Origin of the sequence: Ruegeria sp. HKCCA5463, from assembly GCF_013034175.1 — a bacterium.
Lineage (GTDB): Bacteria > Pseudomonadota > Alphaproteobacteria > Rhodobacterales > Rhodobacteraceae > Ruegeria.
Genome location: NZ_WQFL01000002.1, coordinates 45,405 through 62,977, shown reverse-complemented (window position 1 = coordinate 62,977; position 17,573 = coordinate 45,405). Strand labels below are relative to the sequence as shown.

At 58.6% G+C, this 17,573-nt stretch carries 15 protein-coding genes; 6 read left to right on the top strand and 9 right to left on the bottom strand.

All coding sequences use genetic code 11. The features are described 5' to 3' along the window. Nucleotides 1–38 precede the first annotated feature (38 nt). The 7 genes from addA to regB form a co-directional block, all read right to left on the bottom strand. Entirely contained in the window at nucleotides 39–3,395 is a 3,357-nt protein-coding gene (gene addA, locus GOW09_RS06335; protein ID WP_171116668.1) for a double-strand break repair helicase AddA, read from the bottom strand. Next, entirely contained in the window at nucleotides 3,392–6,316 is a 2,925-nt protein-coding gene (gene addB / locus GOW09_RS06330) for a double-strand break repair protein AddB (protein WP_171116666.1), read from the bottom strand. The genes addA and addB overlap by 4 nt, the downstream gene beginning before the upstream one ends. After that, complete coding sequence (locus GOW09_RS06325; protein WP_171116664.1) at nucleotides 6,309–6,995, bottom strand: nucleotidyltransferase family protein; 687 nt, start codon at nucleotides 6,993–6,995, stop codon at nucleotides 6,309–6,311. The genes addB and GOW09_RS06325 overlap by 8 nt, the downstream gene beginning before the upstream one ends. Next, nucleotides 6,992–7,996, bottom strand: a complete 1,005-nt coding sequence (locus GOW09_RS06320; protein ID WP_171116662.1) for an aminoglycoside phosphotransferase family protein — start codon at nucleotides 7,994–7,996, stop codon at nucleotides 6,992–6,994. Before GOW09_RS06320 ends, GOW09_RS06325 begins: the two co-directional genes overlap by 4 nt. Beyond that, nucleotides 7,993–8,466 carry a tRNA (adenosine(37)-N6)-threonylcarbamoyltransferase complex ATPase subunit type 1 TsaE gene (tsaE, locus tag GOW09_RS06315; RefSeq protein WP_171116660.1) on the bottom strand — a complete coding sequence of 158 codons (474 nt, stop codon included), beginning with the start codon at nucleotides 8,464–8,466 and terminating at the stop codon, nucleotides 7,993–7,995. The genes GOW09_RS06320 and tsaE overlap by 4 nt, the downstream gene beginning before the upstream one ends. Nucleotides 8,467–8,507: 41 nt before the next feature. Continuing rightward, complete coding sequence (locus GOW09_RS06310) at nucleotides 8,508–10,016, bottom strand: PAS-domain containing protein (protein WP_171116658.1); 1,509 nt, start codon at nucleotides 10,014–10,016, stop codon at nucleotides 8,508–8,510. Between the two features lie 66 nt (nucleotides 10,017–10,082). Further along, complete coding sequence (gene regB / locus GOW09_RS06305; protein WP_171116656.1) at nucleotides 10,083–11,480, bottom strand: sensor histidine kinase RegB; 1,398 nt, start codon at nucleotides 11,478–11,480, stop codon at nucleotides 10,083–10,085. A gap of 90 nt (nucleotides 11,481–11,570) precedes the next feature. Between regB and GOW09_RS06300 the strand changes: the two genes are divergently transcribed. From GOW09_RS06300 to GOW09_RS06290, 3 genes are all read left to right on the top strand, one after another. Continuing rightward, entirely contained in the window at nucleotides 11,571–12,197 is a 627-nt protein-coding gene (locus GOW09_RS06300; protein WP_171116654.1) for an SCO family protein, read from the top strand. Nucleotides 12,198–12,277: 80 nt separating this feature from the next. Continuing rightward, nucleotides 12,278–12,832, top strand: a complete 555-nt coding sequence (locus tag GOW09_RS06295; RefSeq protein WP_152459641.1) for an ActR/PrrA/RegA family redox response regulator transcription factor — start codon at nucleotides 12,278–12,280, stop codon at nucleotides 12,830–12,832. Nucleotides 12,833–12,933: 101 nt separating this feature from the next. Beyond that, nucleotides 12,934–13,305, top strand: a complete 372-nt coding sequence (locus GOW09_RS06290) for a VOC family protein (protein WP_152459642.1) — start codon at nucleotides 12,934–12,936, stop codon at nucleotides 13,303–13,305. A 78-nt stretch (nucleotides 13,306–13,383) separates the two neighbouring features. Here GOW09_RS06290 and GOW09_RS06285 read toward each other — a convergent pair whose 3' ends face one another. Together GOW09_RS06285 and GOW09_RS06280 are read right to left on the bottom strand one after the other, a co-directional pair. Further along, nucleotides 13,384–14,097: a GDSL-type esterase/lipase family protein gene (locus GOW09_RS06285; protein WP_171116652.1), complete on the bottom strand. Its 714-nt coding sequence runs from the start codon at nucleotides 14,095–14,097 to the stop codon at nucleotides 13,384–13,386. Nucleotides 14,098–14,148: 51 nt separating this feature from the next. Further along, nucleotides 14,149–14,742, bottom strand: coding sequence for an HD domain-containing protein (locus GOW09_RS06280; protein WP_171116650.1), 594 nt, complete (start codon nucleotides 14,740–14,742; stop codon nucleotides 14,149–14,151). 206 nt (nucleotides 14,743–14,948) lie between these two features. Here GOW09_RS06280 and GOW09_RS06275 point away from each other — a divergent pair, with 206 nt between their 5' ends. The 3 genes from GOW09_RS06275 (at nucleotide 14,949) to GOW09_RS06265 (ending at nucleotide 17,518) form a co-directional block, all read left to right on the top strand. Next, on the top strand, nucleotides 14,949–15,263 hold the full coding sequence (locus tag GOW09_RS06275; RefSeq protein ID WP_171116648.1) for a hypothetical protein: 315 nt from the start codon (nucleotides 14,949–14,951) through the stop codon (nucleotides 15,261–15,263). 103 nt (nucleotides 15,264–15,366) lie between these two features. Next, on the top strand, nucleotides 15,367–16,755 hold the full coding sequence (gene ahcY / locus GOW09_RS06270; protein WP_171116646.1) for an adenosylhomocysteinase: 1,389 nt from the start codon (nucleotides 15,367–15,369) through the stop codon (nucleotides 16,753–16,755). A gap of 13 nt (nucleotides 16,756–16,768) precedes the next feature. Next, a complete protein-coding gene (locus tag GOW09_RS06265; RefSeq protein WP_171116644.1) occupies nucleotides 16,769–17,518 on the top strand; it encodes an extensin family protein in 750 nt (249 codons plus the stop codon). Nucleotides 17,519–17,573 lie beyond the last annotated feature (55 nt).

Sequence of the window (17,573 nt, the reverse complement as noted above, 5' to 3'; positions counted from 1 at the left end):
AACTTGGGAACAGAACGTAGGTGCCACTTCGGGTAAGGTCAAGATATCTGGGTGCGGGCCAGTGTATCTGTCACAAGATCGTGTGGCAACCACATCAGGCGTGCCGTGCGAGTCCACAGAATGGCGGTTCGAATGCTGCGGCCCGGATAGATCTGAGCCAGCGCATAAGCATATGCCCCCATCTGTCGCAACAGCCCTTCGGGGCACTCTTCCGCGCGCTTCGGAACGATGGCATTTGATTTGAAATCAATCACATGCACTTCGGTATCCGATACGATCAGACGGTCGACAACCCCATGCATCCGCTGTCCGTTCAGATCGGCAGTTATTGGCACTTCGGCAAGCGTGCCAGGCGCGAATACGGGCTGTAGGTTTTCCGCTGTCAGTACACATGCAGCTTCGTTCAAAATCTCTTGCCGGTCCGTTTCCTGCATATCGGGTAGCAACCGGGCGCAAAGCTTTGGCCAGAGGTCTTTCTCTGCCACGGGAAGGTGTTCCAGCAGAAGGTGGAGGTAGGTTCCACGCAGTTTGGCCGTCTCTTCATCCAGGCCGGCATCACCGGGTAATGCCTTTGGGCCGCCCAGGTCCGAAGGGCTGAACGCGCTTGCAGGCGCAACCGGGTCCGGAGCCGGATGGTGAAACATGTCCGGCAAATCGACTGGCCCAACGTCAGTGTTCGGTTGATCGACCAAGGGCAGCGCGTCCCAATCCCCGTGGGACAGGCGGCGGATATCGGAACCCGGCACCTGCGCGGCCCCGGCCCGATCCATTGCCGCCTCGACCATCTGATACCAGCTGTTGCCGTCTTTCCCCAAATCGCCTGCCGCCGCTACGATCAACCACTTTTCCGCCCGTGTCAGAGCCACATACAGCAACCGAAGCCGTTCGTTTTCCTCGCGGCTGCGCGCCTCTTCCCGCGCCTGCGAGATCAGGTTTGGTGATGCGTCCGCCGACACTTTCCACAACGGCGTGCCGCTGGCCAGCATGATCTCGGCGTCACGCGGAGGCTGGCGTTTGCCGGTGTCCGGCAGGATGACGATCGGCGCCTCCAACCCTTTTGAGCCATGAACGGTCATCACCCGGATCCTGTTGCCGACGCCGCTCATCTGTCGTTTGATTTCCAGATCGTCGGTCTGCATCCAGACCAGAAACCCCGTCAGGCTGGGGATATCCGTTCGCTCATAGGCCAGTGCCTGGGACAACAGCGCGTTGATGCCATCTTCGGCTTCTGCCCCCAACCGCCCCAACAGCTTGCGCCGCCCGTCATGGCGGGTCAGGATACGTTCGATCAGATCATAGGGGCGCAAAAAGTCGATCTGGCTGCGCAGTTCATTCAGCACGGACAGTGTTTCCGGAAACTCTTCGGCGCGGTTGCGCAGTGCGGCCCAAAGGAACTGTTCCTTCCGACGGTGCGCCAGATCGAAAAGCTGCTGTTCGGACCAACCGAACAAGGGGGATTTGAGAACCGTCGCCAGGGACAGGCTGTCTTCGGGCGTGGCCAGAAAGCTGAGCAAGGCCGCAAGATCCTTGACCGCCAGTTCAGCGCCCACTTTCAGCCGATCTGCTCCGGCGATAGGCAGGTGCAGCGCCTTGCAGGCACGGATGATCTCGGCAAACAGGTCCGAGCGGCGTTGCACAAGGATCAGAAAATCCCCCGGCTGCACTTTTCGACGAACGAATTGGCCGGATTTGTCATCTTCCGGGATCGTCTCGCCCCGTTCGATCATGTCTTTGATCGACTGTGCGACATTCTCGGCCAGAATGACGGTGTGATGCCGTGCGCCGGGACGATCGACCGGATCGGTCCAATCCCCGACTTCGGCATCCGCTACTTTTTCGACAACGGGCCAAAGATCAACACGACCCGGCAGATCGGCCTTGAAAGCACGGTGCAGACTGTCCTTGTGAAACCCCGCACCAGAGCGGTTTTCAAACAGGATATCGACCAGAGTCAGGATCGCGCTGGAGGATCGGAACGAGTATTCCAACGTCGAATCCCACAGTTTAGAGCCTGATTCAGCCAATTTCCGGCCAAACTCTTCCTGCATTCTGTCAAAGGCCTGTGGATCGGCGCCCTGAAAGGAATAGATCGATTGTTTCTTGTCGCCGACGACGAATATCGTGCGCTCGACCCCGGATCGGGCCCCTTCCCCGCTGGTGAATTCCTGTGCCAGTTTCTCGATCACGTCCCATTGATCGGGGCTGGTGTCTTGCGCTTCGTCCACAAGAATATGATCGATGCCACCGTCCAGTCGGTACAGCACCCATTCGGCCACTGCTGGATCGTTCAACACCTGCCGTGCGCGCAGGATCAGGTCGTCGAAATCCAGCCAGCCGCGCAACTGCTTGCGCCGTTCATATTCCGGCAGGAAGGCTGCGGCAAAGCGGTGCAGAACCGCGGTTTTCTGCGCTGCGACCAGCGCCAGGCGTTGTTCACGCGCGGTTTCGATCCGCTGCATGAAGGCCTCGATCTGCGGCATCCGGTCGGCCAGCGCACCTTCGCGCAGGGGTTTGGTGGGAAAAGCGTTGAGTTTGGCTGTGAAGGGTTCCTTTGCGCCCTTCCCCGTCAGAAACACGCTTTCCAACATGGGTAGATGTATCAATCTGGCTTCGTTGAACGCGGCCAGTTTTGCGGCGGCCTTGGCATTGTTGCCTCCGCTTTCGGTCAAAGCGGGCAGTATGGACTGGATGAGTTCGACTTCGCCACCAAGAAAAACCCGCGCAAGCAGCGCTGTTTCGTCAAAGCCGGCGGGCAGATCGAAGCGTTGCAGCAGATCGGACCATTCGAGCGGCTGCGCAAAAAGACTGCGTTTTTGCGTGATCGCAGCGGTCAGTTTATCAAACCCCGTGTCCGTGACGAACCGGGCCACATCTTCAATCAACCCGGCCTGCGGGCCTGCGGCGAAATCTTCGACAATTTCCTCTCGCAACAAGGCTGCTGCGCGGTCTTCCATTTCGGTGAACTGCGGGCTAACGCCAGCCTCCAGCGGAAAGCGTCGCAACAATGACGCGCAGAACGAGTGGATGGTCTGGATTTTCAGACCACCCGGCGTTTCGATGGCGCGGGCAAACAGGGTGCGTGCTTGCGCCAACCGGTCCAAACCGATTTCGCCGGGCACACCCAGATCGGTCAGCTCCTCCAACAAGGGGGTATCATCCAGCATGGCCCATTCGCCAAGGCGCTTGAACAACCTGTTCTGCATCTCGCTGGCGGCGGCCTTGGTGTAGGTCAGGCACAGAATATGCTGAGGCTGGACCCCGCCCAGCAGCAGACGCGCCACACGGTCGGTCAGAACCCGGGTTTTGCCGGACCCGGCATTGGCCGCCAGCCAGGTCGAGGCATCGGGGCGCGCGGCCTGTACCTGCCGTTCAGTTGCGTCGTTGCGCGGGCTCATGTCAGATCCTCGGGGTAGGTTTCCGCTGTCCGGTCCCATTCGCCGAACCGCGCCAGGTGATCATAATCACCGATATCTGAATCCTTGTGCAGCATACGACGGGACGAAAACCCCTGATCAGGCTCTAAATAAGCGGAAATCAACTCTTTCAGCTCGGCAAGAACCTTGTCGGTCGGTTCTTTGTCCAAAGGCGCCGCAACCTCCTTATAGCTGCCACCCATACCGATGAAGATGGCTTGGGCCACGCTTGTCGGGTCAAGGCCCTCAATCCCGCCCTGCTCGGCTATGGCCACCTCGATCAGCAACTGCTTGTCAAATTTGGATTGCTGGCTTTCCGTCGGTGGTGCGCCGGTTTTATAGTCGATGATGCGCAACGCGCCCCGGCTGTTGCAATCGATTCTGTCCGCGCGCCCGACAATGGTGAAATCCAGGGGGCGCAGCGCCAGTTTCATCGCTGCCTCAAATGCCACGGGGCCACCATCCTTCCGGCGCGCGAGCTCTGCCCCAAGGAAATCATCCGCGATCCGCTCAAGCCGGGCCAGCCACAGTTTGCGGGCCGTCGGCCAGGCGACGTGTTGATCCAACAGAGCATGCGCCCGTTTCAGGAAATTGTCCCGCGTCAGCAAAGCGCTGTCGAGGACGCTGTCCTTGATGAAATGCTCGAGGATTTCGTGAATCACAATTCCTCTCAGCAAGGCATCGGGGGCCTGTACAAGCGGATCTAGCGGTTTCAGCCGAAGCACATGTTTGGCGTAAATCGCGTATGGATCGCGGATCAGCCTCTTTATCTCGGTCACAGACAGACGGCGCGGACGCGCGGCGGCCGGTGGGCGCGGAGAAGGACGCGGTGCGGGGTCGATCCGCGGCGCATCTTCCAGTGCCTCGGACCAGTTCAACCATTTTTCGCCATGAGCGCGCATTTTGGTCAGAGCTTCGGGGCCACCCTGACCCGACAAACCCTGCAACAGGTTGGTCAGTCGGTTCAGCCAGCGCGACGGAACCGTCTCGGCATCATCCGAGCGGGTCGCGCGGGTCAACCACACTTCGGGTGCGCCGATGGCCTGCTGGAAGTCATGCGCAGACAGGCCGATCCGGCGTTCGGGCAGCAACAAGCCGGCTTCGTCACGCATCTGCCGGTTCAACCAGGGATCGGGTGTTGGCGCCTCTGGCCAACTTCCTTCATTCAACCCGCCAAGGATCAGCAGGTCGGCGCCCTGCACCCGTGCCTCGAGCGTGCCCCAGATCATGATGTGCGGATGCGGCGCATCCCGGTCACGAACCTCTTCACCCGCAAGCAGAGCGCCCAGCAGATCGGCAAAGTCATGGGCTGTCATCAGGCCGCCATGCTGCGCCTCTGCGCTGAGAGAATTCAGCACCCCCAGCGCCTTTTGGCCTGCGTTTTTGTCCCACAGAGTGCCCGTTTCACCCGTGCTGCCGGCCGAGATCGCCTCGGCCAGTTTCATCAAACGCTCCACCCAGTCCGCGAGGTGCAGTTCACTGGTGACCTGCTGGTCGCAGAAATGCTGCACGACCCATTTCACCCAGCTTTCCTGGGCCTCTTTGCGCACTGCAAAAGCCGCAAGGCTTGCACTGTCAGGAAAGGGCGGGCCGTGACGGCGCAGGTCAAGTTCCAGGTCACGCGTGTGCAGCAAATGAATTCCGCGGTCACCGCCATCATGACATAGCGGGTGCTTCAAAAGGGTCAGCAGCGCCTCGCCTTCCAGACGGCGTGTGAACAGGTTGGCCACATGGCGCAGAAAACGTCCCGGCGGGGAAAGTTGCAGCGGCAGGCCCGCACTGTCGTCCGGCACGATGTTCCACCGATCCAGCGCGGCGCTGACCTGGCGGGTCAACATGCGATCCGGCGTGATCAGAGCGGCGGTCTGTCCTGTTTCCGCCGCCTGCCGCAGGCGCAGGGCGATGGCCAATGCCTCGGCGCGAGGCGATTGAGCCTCGACCAGCGTCAGACCGTCGGTTGCGCCTTTTATATCGGACAGTCTGGGGCCTTCGGTCATCCAGGCGTCAGTGACGGGTGCCGGACGTAAAGCTAGGGATATCAATCTGTTACGCGAGGGTGAGGGGGCTGATAAGTCCGTCCATGGGGTGATCTGACCCGGTGCAAGTTCCAGCGCGCGCATCAACTTGCGGAAACGGTATTGTGGGTGATCTTCAGACGTCAACGCATCATCCAGCCCCTGCCAAACGTGATCCGGCTGGTCGAAATCAAATCCGGGCAGCACCAATGCCCCTTGCGGCAGGCGCGCGATGGCTTCCATCAACATCAGGGTGGTGCCACGGGACCCCGTAGAGCCCGCCAGAATGACCGGGTGTTGCGGGGGGGCAATCTGCCATCGCGCGATCAGGTTTTCGACCACGCGGCGCTGGCGGGCCTGTGCATCCATCGTCTGTCCGCCGGTGTCGATGAATTGATCCGCGATGCCGATAAAGGCTTGTGCCCGCGACCAGTGTCCGGACATGTCGCTGACGTCCAGCTGCCGGATCGCTTCGGGCGACACGCCTTCGCCCTGCATTTCGTCAATCAGCGCGGCAAGACTGTCGGACAGGTCAAAGATCGATGACCGGGCGGCAAGGTCCGGCTGTTGTTCCAGCAGTTTGGATACAAGCTGAGTCAACTCAAGACGCCGCCGCAGAGGCGGGATAGCAGGCGGGATCCGCGCCAGATCAACCCTTTCACCCAGGTCCGTCACCAACGAGAGACGGGGTAGAAGGCAAGGTGGCCCCTGATTGAACAGATCGCGGACGCGCCGTTCCATGCGTCGTGTGTTCAGGATCAACTCTACCCGCGCCAAAGTTTCGGGTGGGCCCGAACAGCGCTGCCGCAGGCCATCGACCAATGCCGTGGGGAAATCCGTACCGGGAGGCACGGCAAATACACGGGGTAGGGTGCCGGATTCAAACATCAGCCAGCAAACCCTCGGCCAGCGTGATGCCTTCCGGACGACCTACGTCGCACCAGCGTCCCGGGTATTCGATCGCAAAAAGCCGACCCTTATCAAGCATCTGGTTCCAGAGCAGGTTGAGTGAAAACGCAGTTTGCGAGAACGAATGCAAACCTTGGGCCTTGAGGATCTGGGCCCCGCCGTAAACCAGACCAGGACCGCGCGTGATCCGTCCATCTTTTCCAGCGGTGAAATCACCCGATCCAATATGACCAACGGTTCGCACAACTGGAACACACATCAACAGCGCATCCATACGACCCGGGTCCCAGGCTTGCTGCAACAGGGTCAAAGGGTTTGGCCCTGACCAGATCGCGTCCGTGTTCAACGTGAATACGGGGTCGGTGCCCAGCATCGGCAAAGCCGCCCGCAATCCGCCACCTGTTTCCAGGATTTCAGGAGCTTCCCGAGACAGCAGAACGCCTTTGGGGCCGAGATGCGCCGCGAGTTGATCAGCGTGATAATGCAGGTTGGCAACGGTACGGACGGGATCAAGATCTTCGACAAGATCCAGCGCATGATCAATCAGTGGTCGCCCCGCCACTTCGATCAATGGCTTCGGCCGGTCTTTGGTCAGCGCACCCATGCGGGTGCCAAACCCGGCTGCGAACAGCATTGCGGCAAATGGCGATCCGGTCATTGCGTTCTCAACTTGGCCAGGTTTTCCGGTGTGGGTCTGGGCAAAGCTTCGTGCAGCAGGGACGCCACCGAAACCAGGGCAGGGTGATCCAGATCGCGCATCAGATGTGCCCAGACGGCCGGGATCATGTCCACATAGTGAGGCTTGCCATATTCCGTCGCCAGACGTGCGAAGACGCCAAGGATACGCAGGTTTCTCTGGGCCCCCAAAACACTGTAGGCCGTGCGGAAATCATGGTCGTCCATACCTGACGCAGAGATGTAGTGGTTGATCATCTGCATTTCGATCCCGGCCGAGACATCTCGGCGTACATCCTGTAGCAGAGACACCAGATCGTAGGCCGGGTGCCCCAGCATGGCCAACTGAAAGTCCAGCAACCCGACGCGCTTCACGCCTTCGCGCTGCGGCAGCCACAACAGGTTTTCCGCGTGATAATCCCTGAGAATGACCACTTTCGAACCGGATGTTTCACGATGCAGGATGTCCGCGAACCGGTGCTCGAACCGCGACAGGGCGTCCTCATCACGTGTTCCCAGGATACCGGCCGCATACTTGGTGAAAGCCAATGAAGCCAGTTCCGTCATCAGGGACGGATCATAAGACGGCAAGGCAAGAGAAGGCGCCCGATGCAGGTGGAGCAGCACGTCGGTGGCGGCCCGGTACAATTCACGCTCTTTGCCCGGGTCTTTTTTCAGGACGCGCGCAAAAAGATCATCACCCAGATCTTCCAGCAACAGAAAACCGTACTGGGTATCTTCGGCATAGATTTCCGGCGCGCTCAGACCAACCGATCGGAGGTATTCGGCAACCCGCACGAAGGGTTCAACATCGTCACTTTTTTCAGGTGGCGCGTCCATCAAAACCGCAGTGCGCCCGTTGGTTGGATCAATCAGCCGTTCGTATCGCCGGTTCGAGGCATCGCCTGCCAGTGGCGTACGTGTTGCTCTGGCCCAGGGTGTTTGCGCAATCAGGGCTTCGGCCAGGACCGTCCTGTTCGTCATGCGGTTCTCTCCAGTTTTTCCGCCCATTTCGGAGCAGTCCAAGACAGGGTCACACGGCGGAAATCGATATTGTTAGGGTCTGTTTCAAAAGCCAAAGTCAACGCGCCTTGGGGCGCCAACGGGCCCATCTTGTCCGGCCATTCCACAAGGCAGATTGCCGTATCGAAAGCGTCCGTCAGACCCAGTTCGTCAACTTCTTCGGCCGCGCTCAGACGATACAGGTCGCAATGCCATATTTCCCCTGATGGCGTGTCGTAAGCCTGGACCAAAGTGAATGTTGGCGAGGGCACATCTTCGGGTTCATCCATCAATGACTGAATGAGGTTGCGCGCGAAATGCGTCTTGCCGCTGCCGATCGGGCCCTCCAGCAGAACGACATCGCCCGGGCGCAGTGATTTTCCCAATTGCCGTGCGAAAACTGCGGTTTCTTCGGGCGATTTGAAAGTCAGAGATCGGGCGGTCTGTGTCATGCCGCCACAATGGCCTTGCGCCTGACCGGCTGCAACCCGGTTCAGGCGCTGATCTGTTCTATCGCGGTGGATTTTGAGGGAAATTCGGATTGCGTAAACCGCACGATTGTCGCGCCGTTATGAACCGGTGTGACGGTGCAATCCACGGTAATGCCGGTTCTCATCTGGATTTCAGCTGTCCATTCGGCGCGGTTTTCCCGCATTTCGACAAAATCCCGCACCTCACCCAAAACCGGCGTCGCAATACAGAGGTCTTGCCAGCGTCGCGTGACGTCGGTGACCGTTTCGCTTTGGAACCCGACCTCGTGCGCGTCTCCCCACAGCTTCTGATACGCATAGTTGGTGAAGGCCAGCGTACCGTCATCCGCAAAGACGGCAATCGCGTCCGCCAGTTTGTCCAGGATGGACTGCATCAGATCCATTTCTGATCGAAAGCGCCGCGTCAGGGTGATTTCGGCGGTGATATCCTCGAATAGAAACGCCACTGCGCCGTCCGGGTGAGGGCGGCCGCTGACGGAATAGACCGACCCGGATGGCAGCGACCACGTCTCGTGATAGTTTCCATCTTCAGCCGCTTCGAGAAGGTCGTTCATCTGACGCCGCCAGCTGCGGTAATTCTTCGGTTCGGGCATCATGTGTTGATCCCGCAAGCGGTCGAAGAAACTGCTCAGGCTGGGGCGGCAACTGAGGAAATCGGGCGGCAAGGTGGTCAGGTCGATCAAGGCCGGGTTGAACAGGGCCAATTGCCGATTGCGGTCAAAAATGGCGAGACCAATGGACAATTGGGCAAAGGTCTTGGTCATGGTCTGCACGAATTTGCGCTGGGCGGTTTCCGCCTCGACAATCGCGTTGACGTCAACGGCATAGCATAGATGCCCGTTCTCATGTTCGATCCGAGTCAAATCGAACCAAAGCTTGCGATCAGTATCTGCCACATCCACCGACACGCGGGTTTTTCCGGTAGGTCTTGTGGCATCCGCCGGGCTTTCAAAAAGCGGCGCAGTCAGATCGGCGTCCTGATCACGTGCCTTTTGAACAAGTGCGACATAGGCGGCATTGCACCATTGCACCCGATTGTCGTTATCCGCCAACCATACCGGGTAAGGGGCCAGATCCATTGCCAGACGAGTCGGTTCGCCTGGGGTAACCGATCCGGCCGAGGTGGTCCTGGCGCATTCGCAAAGTCGAACGCGGACGATACCGTCGATCCACTCACACACGACTTCTCGTTCGATCGTGCAGTCAATGGCCGATACCACGATTTTGCCCTGATCGCGCACTTTGTCGGAAGTTTCGGGAAAGGTGGGGAAGTCCCTTTGCAACAAGCGCCGCAGATCCAGCCAGTTTTCAACATGCTCAAACCCGGCCAGTGCGAAATCAGAATGGCTGATCAGTTGGTCGCCATCGAACAGGAATACGGCGTCAAACAGCGAGGTGTTCGAAAACAGACCAAAAGCCTTGTCGCGCTGAGCCCGGCGTGGCAACAGCCACAGTACGGCGAAACAGCACGAAACAAGACTGATCGCGGCCAGAATAATCCAATCGGCCATCAAATTCCCCAAGCCTGAACGATACAAGGACAGACTATGTGTGCGATTGGTTAACGGTCTCTTAATTCACACCTGGATGCGCGTGTTGGATCCCGACGGGACCGGGGTGTCACCTTTCTGCGCATCAATCAGCTTGCGTGGCCAGGTCACCTTGACGATTGCCCCGCGCCGTTCCGGATTGTCGGTCAGATGCTGGTAGGGGTCCGAACCATTGGCGAATTCCAGTTCGGCGCCGCTGCGTTCCAGCAGGGTTTTGGCGATGAACAATCCCAGGCCCATCCCTTCGTACTCCGGGCGTGCTCTCTGATCGGATTCCGCCCGTCTGCGGCGCATAAACGGGTCGCCGATGCGCCCGATCATGTGGGGCGGATATCCCCGCCCGTCATCCATGATGCTGACGGTGATCCTGCTGTCGGTCCATTCGGCCTCGACCCAGACATTTGCGCGGGCGAAATCCACGGCATTCTGAATCAGGTTGCGCAAACCGTGAATGATCTCGGGTTTGCGCAGGATCGAGGGCTGCTGAACATCCCCGTCCTGCGCGGGGCCTTCAGAGAAATGAACCTCTTTGCCGCGACCGACATGTGGTTCGGCCGCTTCGTTCACCACTGTCGAAAGCGGTGCCTGCCTCAGGTGCAGATCATCTTTGCCCGCCCGCCCCATGTCGCGCAGAATGTCACGGCAACGGTCTGCCTGCTCGCGGATCAAAGCAGCGTCTTCTTTCAGGTCCGGGCGGTCGTCCAGTTCTTCGATCAGTTCCGCGCTGGTCAGTTTTATCGTCGCCAGAGGCGTGCCCAGTTCATGCGCGGCAGCGGCAACGACGCCCCCAAGATCGGTCAGTTTCTGCTCGCGCGCCAGCGCCATATGCGTGGCGGCCAGCGCTTCGGACATGGATTGGACTTCGGAACTGACGCGGTGGGAATAGGCGCCGATGAAGACGATGGCGATTATGATCGCGGCCCAGTTTCCAAACAGAAGGATATCAGGGATATCCAGAACAAGCCCGAGACTTGTCCGCAACGGAAGGTGAAATTCCGCCAGCACAGTTGTCAGAACGATTGCGACGGCGCCGACAATCAGGGTCGATCGTGTGCTCATGACATTGGCTGAAATCGTGACCGGGCCCAGCAGAAGCAGCGCAAACGGATTGTTCAGCCCGCCGGTCAAATAGAGCAGAATTGACAATTGCAGCAGGTCGAACAGAACCATCAGGAAGTTTTCAAACTCGGTCAGGCGCTTGTTTTGCGGAAACAGCAATATGGCAGTCAGGTTGCCCATGACCGAGATTCCGATGGCCAGGTAACACAGGCCCAGTTCCAGCTGCACGTCATAGTATCGCTGGGCCACCGTGATTGCGGTGAGCTGGCCGATGATGGCCACCCATCGCAAAAGGATCAGGGTCCGAAGCCGAATCCAGCTGCTGCGTTCCTGGCCGCGCCAAAAAGTCTGATTGGATTCTGCCATCGGTCGCTTATGTCCTGTTGCATCGGCTGGTCATCTTGATAGGTGTCCCGGCCGGAACGATCAACAACCCCTTGAGACCGGATAATCGAAATGACCCGCCTTCTCGCAATTCTCGCAACTGTTGTTCTGGCTATCGGACTTGGGGCCATGTGGGTTCTGACGCGGGGCGGCGGGTCCGATGACAAATTCGCGCAATGCCGGTCCAGCCAGATTGCTGGGGGTGCCGCCGCAATTGGTGGACCATTTGAACTGGTGAACGGCAAAGGCGAGGCGGTTACGGACAAAGATGTGATTACCGAACCGACGCTGGTTTACTTCGGATATACGTTCTGCCCGGATGTTTGCCCGTTCGACATGTCCCGCAACGCCGACGCTGTCGATATTCTGGCCGAACGCGGGCTGTCGGTGACACCTTTGTTCATCTCGATTGACCCGGATCGCGATACGCCCGAAGTCATGGCTGACTATGCTTTCAATCTCGGGGGCAAGACGATCGCCCTGACCGGCTCGCCCGAACAGGTCAAGGCGGCCAGCAAGGCCTACAAGACCTATTACAAGGCGCATGACAAGGGCGATGAATTCTATCTGGTTGACCATTCCACCTTTACCTATCTGGTTACACCCGAATATGGATTTCTGGAGTTCTTCAAGCGCGAAGACACGGCCGAACAGATGGCGGACAAGGTTGAATGCTTCCTGAAGCAGGCCGCGTCGTAACAAGGTTGTTTGACCTTTGTTCCCGCGCTGCTATTACTCATGTTCGAGCCAAAGGCATGAAATAGCGAAAGACCTAACATATGGCAGACACTTCTCAGCTTGACATCGGCCCTGACAAATCCCTGCTTTTGGTTGATGATGACGAGCCGTTTCTGAGACGTTTGGCCAAGGCCATGGAAAAGCGTGGCTTCGAGGTTGAGACCGCAGGATCCGTCGCGGCAGGTCGCGCGATATCCACCGCCCGGCCCCCGGCTTATGCCGTTGTCGATCTGCGGCTTGAGGATGGCAACGGATTGGACGTTGTCGAGGTATTGCGGGAAAAACGCCCTGACAGCCGTGTCGTTGTTCTGACCGGATATGGTGCGATCGCGACCGCTGTCGCGGCTGTCAAGATCGGCGCGACCGACTATCTGTCAAAGCCAGCCGATGCGACCGACATCACGAACGCATTGCTGGCAAAGGGTGACGAGATGCCCCCGCCGCCGGAAAACCCCATGAGCGCGGACCGTGTGCGCTGGGAACATATCCAGCGCGTTTATGAGCTGTGTGACCGGAATGTTTCCGAAACCGCGCGACGGTTGAATATGCATCGGCGGACGTTGCAGCGGATACTGGCGAAACGCAGCCCGCGTTAGGCGGCCCGGCCGCTCGATGACGGTTTAGTGACTTGTAACCTTGGACCCTGTCGAGGACTGTTCGCCGCATCTGGAATCTTTTGTCAGAACAGGACCACTTTATGATCGGATATGTAACCGTTGGCGTTTCGGACATGGAGCGCGCCAAGGACTTCTATACCAAACTTTTCGCGGACAAGGGCGCGAAAGTGGTTATAGACGCAGGCCGGATCGCGTTCATCGGCAACAAACCCGAAGCGCCGATGCTGGCGGTCTGCGAGCCCTACGACGGTGATGCCTGCGCCGCCGGAAATGGCAACATGGTCGCCTTTGCAGCCGACTCCAAGGATGAGGTCAAGGAACTATATGACAAGGCAATCAGCCTGGGTGCGGTGGACGAAGGCGAACCTGGTCAACGCGTCCCCGACAGGTTCTATGGTGCCTATCTGCGTGACCCGGATGGCAACAAACTTTGCTTCTACGTCTTTGGCTGAAACGGCGTGAACACAAACCCTGCCCAAGTTTCAGACTGGTCTGCAAGCAGCGGTGCTGACCGTACCCATTCAGTACCTTCAGGGTGAGCAGGAAATTTCTGCGCAGAGCTGCCGCGCCAGCTGACGATATCCGATTGCGTTGGGATGCAACCCGTCCGATGTCCAGTCGGCGGTGTTCTCGGCGAACCCGTCCGGCGGGGTCAGAAACGTGCAGTTCGCCATATCCTGACAGGCCTGTTGTGCAGCCGAATTGAAGGCCGTTCGAAACGCCTCTTGTTCCGCGGTCCAGTTTGCACCGGTGACGGGCAACACAGCACGCCAGATCAACCTGTCAGCAGGCATGAACAGGGCCTTCAACTGTGCGACATACTCTGCAATCTTCTCTGGCGGGGTGGCCGTCAGAGCGTCATTGACCCCGATTCCCAGATACCATGTCGGAACATGGGCAATCAGTTCCGGTTTTGCCCGTGCGATCAGGCCCGGGGTGGTGTCGCGGCTGATCCCAAGATTCAGCGAGTTGGGCAGGATGTTGCTGGTCAACCACCCTTCGATAATGGAATCGCCGATGAAAGCGATCTGAATATCCGGTGAGGCGAGCGCCTGAGAAGTCGGCCGCTCGTGCAGCCAGACCATGAGCTTGTAGTGATCGGTTTCCGTGACCGGGACATGTGTGCCCGAGATTTTTCTGAGCGCCTTCGAGACATACCCGGTTTCGACCAACGCTGCCGCAAGACCAACAGTCAGCACGACATTGACGACAAGCAAAACTCGGGTTCCGGTCTTTTTTTTCATCTTTCTTCCACCCGTTCCCCCGTACCACTCACCGCATTCGGAAAGCGCCTCTCAGACCTGTGCAATCAACTCTGCGTGCCGCGCCGTAAAGGCGTGCCGCACCTCGACCGGGGGGCGCAGCCTGATCTGTAAACCCGCCATGATCCCTCTGTCCGGGCGACCAAAGAACTTCGTGGCTTCGGCCTCGGAAAACCCGGCAATCTGAGTCGCCTCCATCCAGGCGCTGATCTTGTCGGCCTTCTTGATCTGGCGCTTCACCGTTTTTGGGACCTCAGCCGGTAGTCCAAACCGTATATGGATTGCTGCCGCCAGCCGGTCGTCCAACGCGCCGTAGTCTGGGCCGACGGCGGATTTCACGGGTGAGATCATATCGCCGATCACATATTCGGGCGCGTCATGTAACAGGGCCGCCAAACGCCATTTCATGGGTGCTTTGGGGGCAATACGGCCAAAAATCTCTTCAACCAGCAGGGAATGTTCGGCCACGGAATAAGCGAAATCGCCGTTTGTCTGACCGTTCCAACGAGCGACAAAGGCAAGGCCGTGTGCGATGTCTTCAATCTCGATATCCACCGGTGTCGGGTCCAGCAGGTCCAGCCTGCGGCCCGACAGCATCCTTTGCCACGCTCTGGGTTGTGTTGCCATTCTGCCATGCCTTGTGAAGTTGGACACGTTCAATTCGCGTTTTTATGGTATGATGTACCTGTCTGGATCACACGCTGCCAACATTTTCTTGAGCGTTCGTGCTTTGAAACGGCGCGGTAAGATCCCGACATTGAAGACTGAGGGGGGTGCATTCTCCTCCCAGTGTGCCCCTCTCGAACTGAAACACGTATCGAAAGGAGCACTCTATGTTCAAACGTTTATTCGCAATCGCACTGACCTTCGGAATGGCCGCCACCGCGCCACCTGCCTTTGCCCAGAATTGCGCGACACGGGATCACATCATATCCAAATTGCAGGAGAACTATGCCGAAGAATTGGCCTTTGGCGGCCTGCAAAAAACACGCGGCGCGCAATCGGTGATGGAGGTTTGGACCTCGAAAGAAACGGGAAGTTATACCGTTTTGGTAACCAATGCGAACGGTATCAGCTGTATTGTTGCCGTTGGCACCGATTTTTTTGAAGCGATACCAAAGATCGAAATTGAAGGCACACCAAGCTGATATTGGCCATATCGTTTCCGATCACAGTCTTCAAAGTTGCCACCTGCCCCAAGGAATGCTAGGGGCAGCCAGGACTGTGAATTACCGGAAAATGGAGCACCTGATGGCCGGGGACTATATCGTTAAAGACATTTCATTGGCTGGCTTTGGCCGCAAAGAGCTGGACATAGCCGAAACCGAGATGCCGGGCCTGATGTCCCTGCGCGCGGAATACGGCGACAGCAAGCCGTTGAAAGGGGCGCGCATCGTCGGGTCGTTGCACATGACCATCCAGACGGGCGTTCTGATCGAAACGCTGGTGGCGCTGGGCGCGGATGTGCGCTGGGCGTCGTGCAACATCTTCTCGACCCAAGACCACGCCGCCGCCGCGATTGCCGAGGCGGGTATTCCCGTCTTCGCCGTCAAGGGCCAGACACTGGAAGAGCACTGGGATTATCTGGACAAATCCTTCCTGTTCGAGGAAGGCCCGAACATGATCCTGGATGATGGCGGCGACGCAACGCTGTACATCCTGTTGGGCGCCCGTGCCGAAGCGGGTGAGGACATCATCCCTGTTCCGGGTTCGGAAGAGGAAGAGGTTATCAAGAAGCAGATCGCCAAGCGCATGGCGGCAAGCCCGGGCTGGTTCACCAAGATGCGGGATCAGATCAAGGGTGTTTCCGAGGAAACCACCACCGGTGTGAACCGCCTGTATCAGCTGGTCAAGGAAGGGCATCTGCCGTTCCCGGCGATCAACGTGAATGACAGCGTCACCAAGTCGAAATTCGACAACAAATACGGCTGCAAGGAATCGCTGGTCGACGGTATCCGCCGCGCCACCGACACGATGATGGCCGGCAAGGTTGCAGTGGTCTGCGGTTACGGTGATGTGGGCAAAGGCTCGGCCGCGTCGTTGCGTGGTGCTGGTGCTCGTGTGAAAGTCACCGAAGTCGACCCGATCTGCGCCCTGCAAGCCGCGATGGACGGTTTCGAAGTGACCCTGCTGGAAGACGAAGTCGCCACCGCGGATATCTTCATCACAACCACCGGCAACAAGGACGTGATCCGCATCGAGCATATGCGCGAGATGAAGGACATGGCCATCGTCGGCAACATTGGCCACTTCGACAACGAAATTCAGGTGGCCAGCCTGAAGAACCACAAATGGACCAACATCAAGGAACAGGTGGACATGATCGAGATGCCTTCGGGCAACCGCATCATCCTGCTGTCCGAAGGTCGTCTGCTGAACCTGGGCAACGCCACCGGGCACCCGTCCTTCGTGATGTCGGCCTCGTTCACCAACCAGGTTCTGGCCCAGATCGAGCTGTTCACCAAGGGTGACCAGTACGAGAACAAGGTCTACATCCTGCCCAAGCATCTGGATGAGAAAGTGGCCCGCCTGCATCTGGATCGCATCGGCGTGAAGCTGACCCAGATGGATGCGGATCAGGCTGCTTACATCGGTGTCAAACCGGAAGGTCCGTACAAGCCGGAACACTACCGCTACTGATCGCCGTCTGGGTATGACGCAGAAATCTGGGCGCCGCCGGTATTTGTACCTGGCGGCGTCTTTCTTTTTCAGGCTGGCGGTTGTTGTGATCCTTTTGGGCGGTGGTGTCTGGTGGGTGTTGGCGCATCCCGAAACGCCGATACCGTCACACTGGAACCCGTTGCGTGATCTGAAGGTAACCGCCCCGATCACACCCGTCACCAAGCTTCAGTTGAACCGCGCACTGGCCCGCGAAGCACAGTGTCGGGCCGCTCTGGAAGACGCAGGTGTTCGGTTTGAGGCGATGGGGGACCTGGTCGTCGATCAGAACTGCGGTATCGCCGGTCGGGGTCGTCTTACCAAATTGGTGACATCAGGGATCGAGGATGTTGAAACCAGTTGCGCCACGGCGTTGCGCCTGACCATGTGGGAACATCACGTCGTACAGCCTGCCGCACGCGATCTGCTTGGGACCGACGTTTCCCGATTGCGCCACATCGGCAGTTACAATTGCCGCCCCATGCGCACCGCGCAGGGTGAAAACAGTGGGTGGAGCAGCCATGCCCGCGCGAATTCGATAGATATCGTCGGTGTGGATACCGTTGACGGTCGGACGCTGACCTTGTTGTCAAACTGGCAGGGCTCGGGACCGGAAGGCGCCTTTTTTCGACGGATCTGGCGCGGGGCCTGCGGTTGGTTTCGCGTGGTTCTTGGGCCCGATTTCAATCGTTTGCACGCGGATCATTTCCACTTGCAAGGCCCGGGGTGGGGCTATTGCCGATAGGCCTTTCAGCAAGAAACGTGCAGGCTGCGACCAAGGGGGGAGAAATCGCAAATTT

What these genes read in the sequence shown, in the direction of transcription:
- addA (WP_171116668.1), bottom strand. Translation starts at nt 3,395, where the DNA reads ATGAGCCCGCGCAACGACGCAACTGAACGGCAGGTACAGGCCGCGCGC.
- addB (WP_171116666.1), bottom strand. Translation starts at nt 6,316, where the DNA reads ATGTTTGAATCCGGCACCCTACCCCGTGTATTTGCCGTGCCTCCCGGT.
- GOW09_RS06325 (WP_171116664.1), bottom strand. Translation starts at nt 6,995, where the DNA reads ATGACCGGATCGCCATTTGCCGCAATGCTGTTCGCAGCCGGGTTTGGC.
- GOW09_RS06320 (WP_171116662.1), bottom strand. Translation starts at nt 7,996, where the DNA reads ATGACGAACAGGACGGTCCTGGCCGAAGCCCTGATTGCGCAAACACCC.
- tsaE (WP_171116660.1), bottom strand. Translation starts at nt 8,466, where the DNA reads ATGACACAGACCGCCCGATCTCTGACTTTCAAATCGCCCGAAGAAACC.
- GOW09_RS06310 (WP_171116658.1), bottom strand. Translation starts at nt 10,016, where the DNA reads ATGGCCGATTGGATTATTCTGGCCGCGATCAGTCTTGTTTCGTGCTGT.
- regB (WP_171116656.1), bottom strand. Translation starts at nt 11,480, where the DNA reads ATGGCAGAATCCAATCAGACTTTTTGGCGCGGCCAGGAACGCAGCAGC.
- GOW09_RS06300 (WP_171116654.1), top strand. Translation starts at nt 11,571, where the DNA reads ATGACCCGCCTTCTCGCAATTCTCGCAACTGTTGTTCTGGCTATCGGA.
- GOW09_RS06295 (WP_152459641.1), top strand. Translation starts at nt 12,278, where the DNA reads ATGGCAGACACTTCTCAGCTTGACATCGGCCCTGACAAATCCCTGCTT.
- GOW09_RS06290 (WP_152459642.1), top strand. Translation starts at nt 12,934, where the DNA reads ATGATCGGATATGTAACCGTTGGCGTTTCGGACATGGAGCGCGCCAAG.
- GOW09_RS06285 (WP_171116652.1), bottom strand. Translation starts at nt 14,097, where the DNA reads ATGAAAAAAAAGACCGGAACCCGAGTTTTGCTTGTCGTCAATGTCGTG.
- GOW09_RS06280 (WP_171116650.1), bottom strand. Translation starts at nt 14,742, where the DNA reads ATGGCAACACAACCCAGAGCGTGGCAAAGGATGCTGTCGGGCCGCAGG.
- GOW09_RS06275 (WP_171116648.1), top strand. Translation starts at nt 14,949, where the DNA reads ATGTTCAAACGTTTATTCGCAATCGCACTGACCTTCGGAATGGCCGCC.
- ahcY (WP_171116646.1), top strand. Translation starts at nt 15,367, where the DNA reads ATGGCCGGGGACTATATCGTTAAAGACATTTCATTGGCTGGCTTTGGC.
- GOW09_RS06265 (WP_171116644.1), top strand. Translation starts at nt 16,769, where the DNA reads ATGACGCAGAAATCTGGGCGCCGCCGGTATTTGTACCTGGCGGCGTCT.